Genomic DNA, 13,886 nt, shown 5'->3' on the forward strand with positions numbered 1-13,886 from the left:
TAAAAATTTTAACCTTTGGGGCTAAGTCAGTAATGGAAAGTTAATTCTCAAACATGGTCTAGCTTTGTTTCTTCGGAGTGTTAAGTATAGTTTTAGACAATTATCTTGGCGATGATAAAATATTTGAACAATTCCGGAAAAATTCTCTTATAAACTTTCTCATTCGTGTTCTTTGTTTTACTTAATATTATATCATTTATGATATTTCATTCTCTTTATTCTTTTTCTTATCTTCTTGATATTCTTCTTTAGCTATTTTTTTAATTGCTTTCTTTTCAGAATCATCATTTTCTTTTGTTTGATTTGGGTTATTTAAATCACTAGTGTCTTTATCTTTTCCTTTTTCAAAGTTCTTATTATTCATAATTTTTTAAATTAAGATGATTTAATCCATCTTTTAAGAAGTAAAATTGAATTGTTTAAAATATCCCAAAACAACTACAGTTATTATATTTCCTAAGAATTGTTTAAACTGAGTTGGTTGGGAAAAAGAATAGTTGTGCTCGTAGAACGTTTCTCATTGTAAATTAAAAGATTTTTTCATCAAAAAAACGCCTAATTGCATGTGAAAGTGACGGCAATCTTATCCCTTTTTCATTTTGCAAGGCACTATTTAAAGGTCGTTTAGCTTTCCATCCCATGGCGTTTAACAAACAAGGTTTCAGATATTTTTTTGAGTGACCACTCCTATTTGCTATTTCACAAGCAAACTCAAACCATGTTAATGAATCATCATTTGATAAATGCTGTATGCCCTTTTCTTTATCAATAAAAAGATCAAGTGAAGTGTTTACTAAATCAGGTACATAGGTTGGCGAAACAATAATATCTGTTATAACAGGACAATCTTTATTTTCTTTTAATGAATCTAACACATCCCATGCAAAATTGACTTTATCCCAAGGTCCAAAAAAAGCGCTGGTTCGTATTATCAACGATTCCGAGTTTTCTTTCAAAACATTCCGTTCTCCTTTTGCCTTGCTTTCTCCGTATATATTTAAAGGATGTACATTATCAATTTCAAAATAAGGAGAATGCTTTTCTCCATCAAATACCAGGTCAGATGAAAAGGTCATGAACCGAATGCATTTTTCTTTACAGGCTTTAGCAAGTAAGGAAGGTGCAATAGCATTAATGCTAAAACATTCTTCTTTATTATCTTCTGCGTCATCTACTCGTACATAGCCGGCTGTATTAATGATCGCCCAAGGCTGATATTGATCGATTATTGTTGCGATAGATTTACTATTGGTTATATCAACATCATTCCTGTTAAGTGAGATAGCAGGTATAGATCGATCTTTACAGATCTTAATGAAAGCAGCACCTAATGTACCCGTGCTTCCAATTATAAGCAGTGGAATATTTTTTTTATGAACTGAACTATTGTTGAGATCATTCTTATGCCACCAACCTTGTTGCTCTAACAGCGGATGATGATGATCTCTCTTTTTTGCTAATGATTTAATAAGTGTAGCTGTGGCAGTTGCACGCAACGCATTATTTTTCACTTCAAATATTCCTGTTTCGTAATGGCCATCATTTTTTGTTAGTAAGCTATTCCAGTCATAGGAGCCTAACAATGCCCATGCGGTAACAGCTTTTATAGGAATATTTTCTTTAGTTAAAGATGAGCAAGTGTCCCATGTTTCTTTAAACCATCGCAGTTGTTCTTCCCTTGTGCAGTTAAGATGACATTCTGTAACCGCAATAGGTATATTATATCGTTGCCATGCTTCAATTAATAATTTTTTTAAGCCTGCAGGCTTGATAATATGTGCCGCACAGATATCTGCATATTGATGAATATGATTATTTCCAAGTACATGTTTTGGATATGAATTAGTATTATCATCTAAATATCTTTCAGAAGTTACATAATAATTAGCACCTATTATACTGGGTGGACAAGGGTTATCTATAAAAAAATTTAATAGCCGTTCATCTATTTCATGCCTTGTAAAATATTCCCATAATGGATGGTGCTTATTTAATCTGCCACATAAAATATCGTACGTAAGCCATCGCCGTTCATTTTCAAAATCTGCCTGGTATTGTAATAATGAAGTGCTATGCACTTTTGCCAGGTCTTCAGTTTGCACCAACTTTGCATTAGGATTAACAGTGCGAATTTGTTGCATTGACAATACTACTGCTTTCAATTGGTGCAACAGCATTATCAAAAAGCTCCTGTCCTTGGTATGATGTGGATACCATAAGCCGTACAAACCACTAAAGCGTGCAGTAGTTAAGGGTTCATTAACGGGTGTGTAGTACTCTATCCATGGAAATTGAGTAGCTACTTTTTTAGCATAAGCAGATAATCCCTCGCAAAAATTTTCATTGTCTAAAGATGTATAGGAAGGTCCGCTGCCATGATGTACCAAGCCAACAATGGGTATAATGTTATGTTCTTTTATTTTATTTAATTGCCCGGTTACCCAACTCCAATCAATGGTTGCATTAAACAAGGGCTCATGCAATTCCCAAAGAATGGGATAACGTAATGCCTTAATGCCTAATGCTGCAAATTTATCAATATCATCTTCACGTGAATAGTGACCAGAATATTGTAATTGATCTCTCCATTTATCCTGCACTCTGTTTATCGTACATTCAATCCCGCCCCAAACTTCAGGAATCTTGAAGAGCTGGCAATTTATATCCGTTGACATGTGTTTCCGTTTCTATTGACAATTTTTTGTAAAGAGTAAGAGCCTGGGCCACTACCTGGTCCATATTATAATACTTGTAAGTTGCCAATCTTCCAACAAAATGTACATTGGCACTTTGTGCGGCCAACTGCTGATATTTTTTATATAATTCAGCATTTTCAGGTCTTGGCACAGGATAGTAAGGATCACCCTCCTCTTTTGGATATTCATATACAACAGATGTTTTGGAATGTCTTTGTCCTGTGAGGTATTTAAATTCGGTAACTCTCGTATAAGGATGTTCGTTAGGAAAATTAACCGTACCTGTAGGTTGGTATTTTTCTGTTTCAATTGTTTCAAAATGAAATTCTAAAGACCGGTAAGGTAATTTGCCATAGCAATAATCAAAGTAATAATCAACGGGCCCGGTATAAATCATTTTCTTAAAAGGAATTATTTTTTCTACTTCTTTGTAATCCGTGTTCAGCATCACTTTAATATTAGGATGTGCCAACATGTTCTCAAACATTTTAGTATATCCTAATAAAGGCATTGCCTGGTAAGTGTCTGTGAAATAACGATCATCCCTATTGCTTCTTACCGGGATACGTGCTGTTACAGAAGCATCCAGCTCTGATGGATCAAGATTCCATTGCTTTTTTGTATAGCCTTTGAAAAACTTTTCGTACAACTCTCTTCCTATCTTATTTACTACAACATCTTCAGATGTTAGGATTCTGTCTTTTTTCTCTGCTTTGGAATTAAAAAAATCATCCACCTGGGAACATGAGAGCTGCAGGTTATAGAGGGTATTGATCGTATTCATATTAATAGGAATAGGCACTAACATACCATCCACACTTGCTAGTACACGATGTTCATAAGGACGCCAGGTTGTAAAATTCCCTAAATACTCATAAACCTCTTTAGAGTTGGTATGAAATATATGCGGACCATATTTATGAACTAATATTCCATCCTTATTAAAATAATCATACGTGTTACCACCAATATGATTGCGTTTATCAACAAGAATTACTTTTTTGTCCAATTTTGTGGCTAAACGTTCTGCTAAAACTGCTCCTGCTAGACCTGCACCTACAATCATATAATCAAACATAAATTCCTTTTTTCTAAATAATTAAATGTATTACTGGTATAAAAAAACATGCCAGTAATTTTTTAGTAAATAAAAATGTTTATAATAATTTAAGGCTGTAGATAACCTCAATGTGAGCAATTAGTTTCTCATAATTCCTCACTTATAAGAATGCCATGCTTTAAAGTAACAAGCCGGTAACAATAACAAGTAAAGGAATTAATATAGAAGCAGTTTTCTAAAAGAATAAATCCTTTATATCGTTGATTGAAGGATAAGTATTTTCTAGTGGTTGCTTTTTATAGTAATATAAAAATTTTTTATTTTTTGAGATAAAGGAGTAATACAACTATATCTAAAAAAGAAAATATTACGGTTAATAAGGATGCTACCGGAAATAGCATTAATAATAACTCTTGAAGTTTAATCATTTCTTTAATTGATGGATTCCCACAAACTAAACCTGCAAAGCCGACAAAGAAAAAGATGTGCTATTATCAGGCCATATCACGCGTTAGACAGATTATTATTTACATGCTCAATTTAACCTCCCGAAACTTTGTAAATATCTTTTAGTTATTATCCATCAGAAATCATTTTTTATATTATACTTCAAATCATAAATCCTTTTATCCATTTGAATTTAGTGCTGCATTAAGTAATTTAAAGCCCAGCTCTTTTAGGTTCTTTATCAAAATATTGTTTTACAGTATCTGATGCGGTTCCTACTGTTGCAACTGCATCTATCAGTTCTTCTTTTGTTACATGCAAAATCTCACACCAATATTCAATTTCTAATTTCTCCATAATATTTATCCGCTTCTCATCAAGTGGTATTTTCTTTTTATTATCGTAACTCATGTTTATCGTTTTTCAATTAGAAACAATTTGCAGACCAATTTCTTCTTTTGCACTTAATATTCTATACAATAATTATACTTTCACTTTTATATAGAGATTTATTTTATCAAATAGCTCTTTTATATCAAAAGGTTTTTCTAAATAATCTTCTCCGCAAATCCCTTTACATGATCCCAATAATTTGGGGCTGACTGACATCATTATAACAGGAATATCCTTAGTATTACAATTTGATTTTAGATCTAAGCATATTTGCCTCCCATCTGAATCTCTTAGTAATATATCGAGTATAATTAAGTCAGGCTTTTGTTTACTTAGTTCTTTTAAAAAGCAAGATTCATTAGCAACAGACCGCAGCCCCATACCTTTATACTTAAAAAGCATTTGAAACATTTTCAACATATCTATGTTGTCTTCAAGAAGTAAAATGTCAGCCATATTTAATTAAATAAGGTTTAACGATGGCTGGGCTAGTAAGTAAAACTAAAGAATACTTACTTCCTTGCAAACAATGTGTGAATTATATAAACACAACATTTTTTTAGACAATAATGAAATTGGAAGAAAATTTAGATGGCATGTTTTGTGATTATTAGTAGTTGAAAAATAAAGAGTAAATGGATATGCATTATGTAGATTATATAAATATTCTTCCTATACAAAATCTTGGTAAGGAAATAATAATTGAAAAAAAGATAGAATTCTCACCACATGCTTCAGCGAAAAAAGTCTATGAATTAGTGAAAGATCGTTTACTGCATGTAAATGATTGGTATAAAATTGGAGGTTTCTCCCGTTTTCAAATTATAAATGCAAATGGTGTATCGGTAAATAGAAGAATAATAAATGGCGATTATTTACGTATTGATGTTCCAGGCCCAGGTAGTAAAATTGGAAGGGGATATGATTGGGTACGTGTAGAAGAATTAATTGAAATCAATGAAGAAGATATTAATAGTATTGGTTTTAGAGTACGCCCTGCTCATTATCCATTTGGAGAAAAAAATAATATAGCACATTTCTTTTCTTCAAAAACTACCAGTTGCTTTATAATAACAAGAAATGAAAAATCAATTCTTATAACTATTATTGATCGTAATATCATTCCTAATAGTGATATAATTTCATGGACTGATAAACTTCGTCATAGATTTATTACTCTTGTTTATGTATTTTCTAAATTGCAATGGAGAAAACTAGCTAATGGATTAATAGCTGATAAACTCTAGGAATCGAAAAAATTAAAAATTTGATGCTTGGATAAATCTTATCCGGTTATAGCTAAGCAAAAACTCCGAGGTTTAGCCTCAGAGTCGTATAATTTATAGGAAAGAAATTATTAATTTGCTTTCATTTTTATTTCTCCTTGCTTGTCTACTTTTCTATCGCCTTTGTCTATCCAATTTTTTTCCAACATTGTAGAGTCTATCATTTTACCACCCTCATCCATTATATCTCCGGTCATTTTTATTGTAGCGCCATTCTGCATCCTTATTTTTTTTCCATGAATATCCATCTTTCCATTATTCATTACAATAGTGCCGTTATTAAGTTTTATTATGCCTTTTAATTGTTCCCATTTTCCATTTTTCATAACCATTACTTTATTATCTTTCATGGTCAAATCGCCTTCTCCAATTGCAGAAGTTGTTGTGTGTATTGAAGTGTCGTCGGTGGTGGTATTTATGTGATCGGTAGCAGGTTTTACAATAACAGCAGAATCCGTTTCGTTTGCATTAGTTGAACTACTGTTATTACATGCTGCCAAATTGAATACAGCAATACAAATAATAAATATTTTTTTCATTGTATGATTTTTGTTTAGTGAGAATGCTTATTTGTATTTACTATTTAGGAGTGGCAAGTGTTCTTAATTTTTTCCCCGGTATATATATTTGAAAACCTAAACTTGCAGTAATAGCATTATCAGTTGTAGAATTACCAAAACCCACTGTTAAGTTGTATTTTGCCAAAGCTTCTAAGGCTACATTTGAAGTAATAAAGTAAGATAATCCCGGACCAATACCTACTCCTAAGCCATTTGTACTTGTATGAGGAATATTTGTTCCAGAAGTATTTTGTCCAAATACGCCAACGTTGGCTTCTAAAAACCATTTTGTTTTTCTAACAAGATCAGTAGTTGCAGAACCAAAATAAGAGCGACCAAATACGCCAATCCCATAGTTAATGGTTGTTGCACCTTTTTGTGTTGCTATACCAAAAGTAAATTGCGCACCTACTAATTTGTTATCATGTATGAACCATCCCATTTTAGGGTCAATAGTTATAGCAAAGATTGTATTGCCTGATTGAAGGTCTAAATTTAAATGACTGATATCGCCTCCCACAAGTACATTTCCTTTCTGCGTTTGTGCTTTAACAGATATAATTGATAATACAATTGTAATTGATAGTAGAAATAATTTTCTCATAATTTAATTATGTTTTAATGGTAGTTAAATTAACTTAAGTAAGAATTACTTAAATTATTACATGCTATACTTATTAATAATCATGCCTGAGAAATTAGTAATTGATACAGGCCTGTGAATTTTACAAGCTTTTTAAATAATTATATAAAATCTTTATTTACAGAATATTAAATAGTAGAAATATTACCTCATTATTTTTTTTAATTTATTTTTTCTTGCACTAAATGGGCAAAGCCTTGCCCGTACTAAATTTTTATTGCCTCCAATTCTATTGGTATGTGTTTTGAAATCTACCTGCGATAACTTTTATCACTTTTAACGTTAATTGAATTGTTATGGATCTAATTTGCTTTTGTCATTTAAGATGGAATTTTGTTTTTCAACGTCCCCAACATTTAATAAGCAGGTTTGCAAAATCTTATCGTGTATTTTATATCGAAGAGCCTATTTTCTCTAAGGACAACGATAGCTATACAATTAAAATAACAGAACAAAATGTTTTGGTTGTTACTCTTAACTTAAAAGAAGATAGTGGAGATATTAACAATCGTCAAAGAAAATTAATAGATCATCTTTTTAAAACGCAAGCTATTAATAAGTACATGTTTTGGTATTATAGTCCTATGTTTCTTCCAATAACAAGGCACTTGAATCCTGAGCTTACAATATACGATTGTATGGATGAGCTTTCCTGTTTTAAGTTTGCACCTGCTGAAATTAAAAAGCTTGAAACAGAGTTATTGAAAAAAGCGGAGATAGTTTTTACAGGTGGACATTCTCTTTATGAAGCAAAGAAACATCACCATCATAATATATATCCTTTTCCGAGTAGTATTGATAAAGCGCATTTTGCAAAAGCAAGGAACAGTAAAATAATTGATCCATTTGATCAAAAAAATATTCCTTACCCACGCATAGGTTTTTGTGGAGTAATTGATGAGCGTTTTGATATCGAATTAATAAGAACTGTTGCACAAAAAAAGCCGGACTGGCAGATTGTCTTAATAGGTCCGGTAGTTAAGATAGATTCATTAACATTACCTGTAGCAGCCAATATACATTATTTGGGGGCTAAGCAATATCAAGAGTTGCCTTCTTATATCAAAGGATGGCAATTAACAATGATACCTTTTGCAATCAATGAGGCTACTAAATATATCAGTCCAACTAAAACACCCGAATATCTTGCCGCCGGCAAGCCGGTAATTTCTACTGCAATAAAAGATGTAGTACATCCTTACGGGACAAATAAACTTGTTCATATTATAAAGCAGGCAGATGACTTTATTGCTATTGCTGAAAAACAATTCACTATGAAACCACAGGATTTAAACATATGGCTTCATGAAGTAGATGTATTTCTTGCAAATAATTCTTGGGATAAAACGTGGAACGATATACATAGCTTAGTAAAACAAACATTGGCAAGCCGATCAGGTAAGCAAGTATCTATCCTACCTATTAATTATAATATTCTTAGCGCATAATAATAGTGGATACACTGCCAATCAATAAAAATTATAACAAATAAAATTAAATACATGGCAAAGGATAAACAACCCGAAGAAATTACCAATGATAAATTAACCGATCTAAACTTGAACAAAGAAAATGGGAAAGATCAATTTTTATCAACCAATCATGGCGTTAAAATAAATGACGATCAAAATTCATTAAAAGCAGGAAACCGCGGCGGCACTTTGTTGGAAGATTTTATACTACGAGAAAAGATAACACACTTTGATCATGAGCGTATTCCTGAACGAGTAGTGCATGCACGTGGCTCTGCAGCACATGGAACGTTCCAGGTGTATGAATGTATGAGCTCTTTAACTAAAGCAGGATTATTTCAAGACCCTTCTGTTACAACGCCTGTATTTGTGCGCTTTTCAACAGTAGCTGGTTCAAGAGGTTCAACAGATTTAGCAAGAGATGTACGAGGATTTGCGGTTAAATTTTATACACAGGAAGGTATTTTTGATTTGGTGGGTAATAACATGCCTGTATTTTTTATACAGGATGCTACTAAGTTTCCTGATCTCATTCATGCAGTTAAACCAGAACCGGATAATGAGATTCCCCAGGCAGCTTCTGCACATAATACGTTTTGGGATTTTATATCACTTATGCCTGAATCTACTCACATGATATTATGGTTAATGAGTGATCGTTCACTTCCAAGAAGTTATCGAATGATGGAAGGATTTGGCGTGCATACGTTTCGTTTTATAAACGAAGCGGGTGAATCAAATTTTGTAAAATTTCATTGGAAGCCTTTATTAGGCGTACATTCTGTTGCATGGGATGAGGCACAGAAGATATCCGGTAAAGATCCTGACTTTCATCGTCGTGATTTGTGGGAGGCTATTGAAAGCGGTGCTTTTCCTGAATGGGAATTAGGTGTTCAGATAGTTTCGGAGGAAGATGAATTTAAGTATGAGTTTGATCTGCTTGATCCAACAAAATTAATTCCTGAAGAATTAGTGCCTGTTCAACGTATAGGTAAGATGACATTAAACAGGAACCCGGATAACTTTTTTGCAGAAACTGAACAGGTTGCTTTTCATATAGGTAATGTTGTTCCGGGTATTGATTTTACAAATGATCCGCTTTTACAAGGAAGATTATTTTCTTATACAGATACGCAGTTGATTCGTTTGGGTGGTCCAAACTTTCACGAGATACCAATTAACCGTTCTATCAATCCTGTACATAATAATCAACGTGATGGACACATGCGTCAAACCATCAATCAGGGAAAAGTAAGTTATCATCCAAATTCGATGGGAGGAGGATGTCCGTTTCAGGCAAAAGCGTCTGAAGGTGGTTTCACTTCTTTTCCGGAAAGAATTGATGCCAATAAGATAAGAGAAAGAAGTCCAAGCTTTTTAGATCATTACAGCCAGGCAACTTTATTCTTCAATAGTCAATCGGACGAAGAAAAAAATCATATAATCGATGCATTCAGTTTTGAATTAGGAAAGGTGGACATTGCATTTATAAGAGAACGTATGTTGGGCATATTGGCACAAGTAGATAGTACGCTTGCCAATGGAGTTGCTTACAAATTAGGTTTACATGTTCCTAAAGAAAAGCCCGTTAATGCAAGTGTTCCGGCAGATGCAGATCCTGCAACTTATCAATCTAAAATAGTTAAAAGTTCTTTAGATGTATCTGAAGCACTTAGTATGTCTGGTACGCCTAAAGATTCGATAAAGACACGCAAAGTAGCTATACTGGCCGCTGATGGCGTAACTGCAAATTCTGTAGATACAATGAAGAAATCTTTATTGAAAGAAGGTGCTGTCGTAGAGATCATTTCAGTACGATTAGGTACACTCACAACAGACACAGAAACTGAGATACAGGTAGACAAAAGTTTTTTAACAGCGGCATCTGTCTTATATGATGCAGTATATGTACCACAAGGTATAGCAAGTGTTGGTACATTATCACAGGATGGGGATGCCATTCATTTTTTGAACGAAGCGTATAAACATTGCAAAGCCATTTCTTTTGATAAAGAAGCAAAACAGGTGATAGATGAAACCTGCTTTAGTAAGATGGCTGAATTGGAACAAGACTTGGGTATTATAAATGGCGAAAGTATTAAAGACCTTGCAGATAAATTTATTACAGCAATAGCACAACATCGTTTTTGGGGACGTGAAAAACCAGGTAAAATACCTGCATAAATAAAATAAATAAACATTTAAAATTAAAGATCATGGCAAAAGCAAACGCAAAGGCAGCACCAAAAAAAGCGCCGGTTAAACAAATGAACGATACTTCTGAAAAAGATCCAATGTTAAAAGAGTTTTTTAGTGAAGAATTAAAAGATATCTATTGGGCAGAAAAACATTTAACTAAAGTACTTCCTAAAATGGCAAAAGCTGCCACTTCACAGGAGTTGAAAAATGCTTTCACTGAACATTTGGAAGTTACTAAAACCCATATTTCAAGATTGGAACAGGTTTTTGAATTATTGAATCAAAAACCACAAGCTAAAAAATGTGATGCTATGGAAGGAATAACTAAAGAAGGAGATAGTATCATAGAAGATACTGAAGCAGGTACAGCTACCAGAGATGTAGGATTAATACTGGCAGGACAAAAGGCTGAGCATTATGAAATTGCAACCTATGGCGGCTTGGCGCAACTGGCACGTACATTACAATTAGATGAAGCCGCAGAAATTTTGGAGAGTACGCTAGCAGAAGAAAAAGAAGCAGACACAATATTAACTGAAATTGCAGAAGAGAATATTAATTATTCTGCTGCTTCGGAAGGTAGCGAAGAAGATGAATAATAAGTGTGTAACCCGGTTAATACAATACCCGGGTTTTTTATTTAAGGTAATAATTGAAAATGATAATTATTGCTCTAAGGATTATAAATAATCACATAAAATTTAATTTATGAAAGCAGCTGTAATCCACGGTCCTAAAAAAGTGACCTGTGACATAGTAGATGACCCTATTTTAAAAGATAACACAGATGTTATTTTAAAAGTAACGGCAACGGCTATATGCGGTTCCGATCTTCATATATATTCCGGAGGTTTCCCTCAACCAAGACCAATGGTTTTAGGGCATGAGTTTATGGGTATAGTAGAAGAAGTTGGAAAAGGAATTAAAAATCTAAAAAGAGGCGATCGAGTAGTAGTGCCTTTCCCTATTGCTTGCGGAACTTGTTTCTTCTGCAATCATGATCTGCCTGGACACTGTGAAAATAGTAACCCTGAAAATTACGGACCTGAAGGAGGATTGATCACAGAAAAGGGAGGAGCCCTATTTGGTTATACAGATTTATACGGAGGGTATGATGGTGGGCAAGCTGAATATGTACGTGTGCCCTATGCTGATTATGGCCCCAGAATTGTACCCGATAATCTTACAGATGAACAGGTGTTATTTCTGACAGATATTTTTCCTACAGGATACAGCGGCATTGATTGGGGGCAGGTAAATGGAGGAGAAACAGTAGCAATTTTTGGTGCTGGTCCTGTTGGTATAATGACTGCAAAAAGTGCGTGGCTGCGTGGAGCAGCAAGAGTAGTTATAGTAGATACATTACAATACCGTCTTGACAAAGCAAAAATAGCAGCGAACTGTGAAACCATTTTATGGGATACAGATGCTAAAGAAGTTATAGAACAAATACGGGCAATAACAGAAGGGCGTGGTGCCGATGTATGTGTAGATGCTGTAGGCTTTGAACCGGATAGAAGTATCTTGGATAGGGCAAAAGCCGTTGTTAATCTGGAAAAGGGATCGCCAAAAGTATTAGAAGCCTGTATGAGTGCAGTACGTAGAGGAGGATTTGTTTCTGTACTTGGTGTGTATCCAACACCGTATGATAATTTTCCTGTTGGTCAATTTTTTGATAAAGGAATTAATCTGCGTGGCGGGCAAGCACCTGCACAAAAACATATTGATAAACTTTTGAGTTATGTAGCAGAAGGTAAAGTAATATTAGATGATATCATAACACATAGATTGCCTTTATCGCAAGTGGCGCATGCATATGATATTTTTAAAAATAAAAAAGAGGATTGCGTAAAAATAGTGCTCGATCCATCTGCATAATCTTTTATCATTTTTATAAATGAATTTAAAATAAATAGTTATGAACGAAGAAAATAAAATAGGCCGTCGTAAAGCTATAGGAAGCATAGGGCTGGGCTTAGCTGCGATAACAGTAGCACCTGCATTTGCAGGGACTGGAAAGTTATTTCCTAAAACAGTTACACAACAGAGATTAGAAGATCCAACAACTAAATATCCTAGGCCTCCTTTCAAAGAGCAATCTCAACCATGGCCTGGTTTAGCAGGTAAAATGGAGCCACGTCCAGATCATGGAGAAATAAGCTATAAAGGTTCAGGGCGTTTAGCAGGGCGTAAAGCATTGATAATAGGAGGCGACTCCGGTATGGGGCGTGCAGCAGCTATTGCTTATGCACGTGAAGGTGCAGATGTAGTAATTAATTATTTACCTTCTGAAGAACCGGATGCACGTGAAGTAATTGATCTTATTAAAAAGGAAGGAAGAAAAGCAATCGCTATTCCTGGCGATCTTCGTGATGAAACCTTTTGTAAAAAATTAGTTCAGGATGCAATTAGTGGTTTAGGTGGTTTGGATATTATAGTAAATAATGCAGGTCGTCAACAAACACATGCATCTATTTTGGATATATCTACGGAAGAATTTGATTGGACAATGAAGACAAATATCTATGCGCCATTTTGGATTATTAAGGCAGCTTTGCCACATTTACAGCCAGGAGCAGTAATTATTGGTACAGCATCTGAACAAGCATACGACCCTTCTCCAGATCTATATGATTATGCGCAAACCAAAGCCGCTACCATGAACTATGTAAAATCATTGGCAAAACAATTAGCACCAAAAGGCATACGTGTTAATGGAGTAGCACCAGGACCTATATGGACAGCTTTGCAAGTAAGTGGTGGAGCAACACAAGAGAAATTAAAAAATTTTGGTGGGCAAACAGCAATGGGCAGGCCAGGACAACCCGCTGAACTTGCTTCTATCTATGTGCAACTGGCAGCAAGTGATGCAAGTTATGCAACCGGACAAATTTATGGTTCTGCGGGTGGCAATGGACAACCTTAAATACTCTTAAACTAGATAATGCTGTTTTAATTTAAGTTTTGAATAAACTTCATTCAGCTACATTCATGGCAAGTTATTTGGGTTAAAGTATGTAATGAGTAAAGTGCTGATTATAGAAGACCAACAAGATATTTGTCTTCTATTGACAACTCTTGCCAAACAAAGGAAGATATATCCTGATTGTACCGGTTTCATTTACGGCAT

13 protein-coding genes are annotated in these 13,886 nt (G+C 34.2%); 6 read left to right on the forward strand and 7 right to left on the reverse strand.

Annotated features, from left to right (window positions below):
- Positions 1 to 196: 196 nt before the first annotated feature.
- The 5 genes from K9M53_RS05185 to K9M53_RS05205 form a co-directional block, all read right to left on the reverse strand.
- Positions 197 to 364: a hypothetical protein gene (locus tag K9M53_RS05185; RefSeq protein WP_224018567.1), complete on the reverse strand. Its 168-nt coding sequence runs from the start codon at positions 362 to 364 to the stop codon at positions 197 to 199.
- A gap of 163 nt (positions 365 to 527) precedes the next feature.
- Entirely contained in the window at positions 528 to 2,675 is a 2,148-nt protein-coding gene (locus tag K9M53_RS05190; RefSeq protein ID WP_224018568.1) for a family 1 glycosylhydrolase, read from the reverse strand.
- Entirely contained in the window at positions 2,635 to 3,774 is a 1,140-nt protein-coding gene (glf, locus tag K9M53_RS05195; protein ID WP_224018569.1) for a UDP-galactopyranose mutase, read from the reverse strand. Before glf ends, K9M53_RS05190 begins: the two co-directional genes overlap by 41 nt.
- Before the next feature lie 642 nt (positions 3,775 to 4,416).
- Complete coding sequence (locus K9M53_RS05200; RefSeq protein ID WP_224018570.1) at positions 4,417 to 4,614, reverse strand: DUF3606 domain-containing protein; 198 nt, start codon at positions 4,612 to 4,614, stop codon at positions 4,417 to 4,419.
- Between the two features lie 72 nt (positions 4,615 to 4,686).
- Entirely contained in the window at positions 4,687 to 5,052 is a 366-nt protein-coding gene (locus tag K9M53_RS05205; protein WP_224018571.1) for a response regulator, read from the reverse strand.
- 179 nt (positions 5,053 to 5,231) lie between these two features.
- Between K9M53_RS05205 and K9M53_RS05210 the strand changes: the two genes are divergently transcribed.
- Complete coding sequence (locus K9M53_RS05210; RefSeq protein ID WP_224018572.1) at positions 5,232 to 5,843, forward strand: hypothetical protein; 612 nt, start codon at positions 5,232 to 5,234, stop codon at positions 5,841 to 5,843.
- Positions 5,844 to 5,953: 110 nt separating this feature from the next.
- Here the strand turns inward: K9M53_RS05210 and K9M53_RS05215 are convergent, their stop codons facing one another.
- Complete coding sequence (locus tag K9M53_RS05215; RefSeq protein WP_224018573.1) at positions 5,954 to 6,421, reverse strand: DUF6799 domain-containing protein; 468 nt, start codon at positions 6,419 to 6,421, stop codon at positions 5,954 to 5,956.
- Positions 6,422 to 6,461: 40 nt separating this feature from the next.
- On the reverse strand, positions 6,462 to 7,046 hold the full coding sequence (locus K9M53_RS05220; RefSeq protein WP_224018574.1) for a hypothetical protein: 585 nt from the start codon (positions 7,044 to 7,046) through the stop codon (positions 6,462 to 6,464).
- A gap of 335 nt (positions 7,047 to 7,381) precedes the next feature.
- On the opposite strand from K9M53_RS05220, the gene K9M53_RS05225 reads away from it, so the two are divergent.
- The 5 genes from K9M53_RS05225 (at position 7,382) to K9M53_RS05245 (ending at position 13,682) form a co-directional block, all read left to right on the forward strand.
- On the forward strand, positions 7,382 to 8,533 hold the full coding sequence (locus tag K9M53_RS05225) for a glycosyltransferase (protein WP_224018575.1): 1,152 nt from the start codon (positions 7,382 to 7,384) through the stop codon (positions 8,531 to 8,533).
- 54 nt (positions 8,534 to 8,587) lie between these two features.
- The gene (locus K9M53_RS05230; protein ID WP_224018576.1) at positions 8,588 to 10,741 is read left to right on the forward strand and encodes a catalase; all 2,154 of its coding nucleotides are present in this window, start codon (positions 8,588 to 8,590) and stop codon (positions 10,739 to 10,741) included.
- A gap of 32 nt (positions 10,742 to 10,773) precedes the next feature.
- A complete protein-coding gene (locus K9M53_RS05235; protein ID WP_224018577.1) occupies positions 10,774 to 11,355 on the forward strand; it encodes a YciE/YciF ferroxidase family protein in 582 nt (193 codons plus the stop codon).
- A gap of 109 nt (positions 11,356 to 11,464) precedes the next feature.
- Entirely contained in the window at positions 11,465 to 12,634 is a 1,170-nt protein-coding gene (locus tag K9M53_RS05240; RefSeq protein ID WP_224018578.1) for a zinc-dependent alcohol dehydrogenase, read from the forward strand.
- Positions 12,635 to 12,674: 40 nt separating this feature from the next.
- Positions 12,675 to 13,682, forward strand: coding sequence for an SDR family oxidoreductase (locus tag K9M53_RS05245; protein WP_224018579.1), 1,008 nt, complete (start codon positions 12,675 to 12,677; stop codon positions 13,680 to 13,682).
- Positions 13,683 to 13,886: the final 204 nt, after the last annotated feature.

Origin of the sequence: Ferruginibacter albus (assembly GCF_020042285.1) — a bacterium.
Classification (GTDB): Bacteria; Bacteroidota; Bacteroidia; order Chitinophagales; family Chitinophagaceae; genus Ferruginibacter; species Ferruginibacter albus.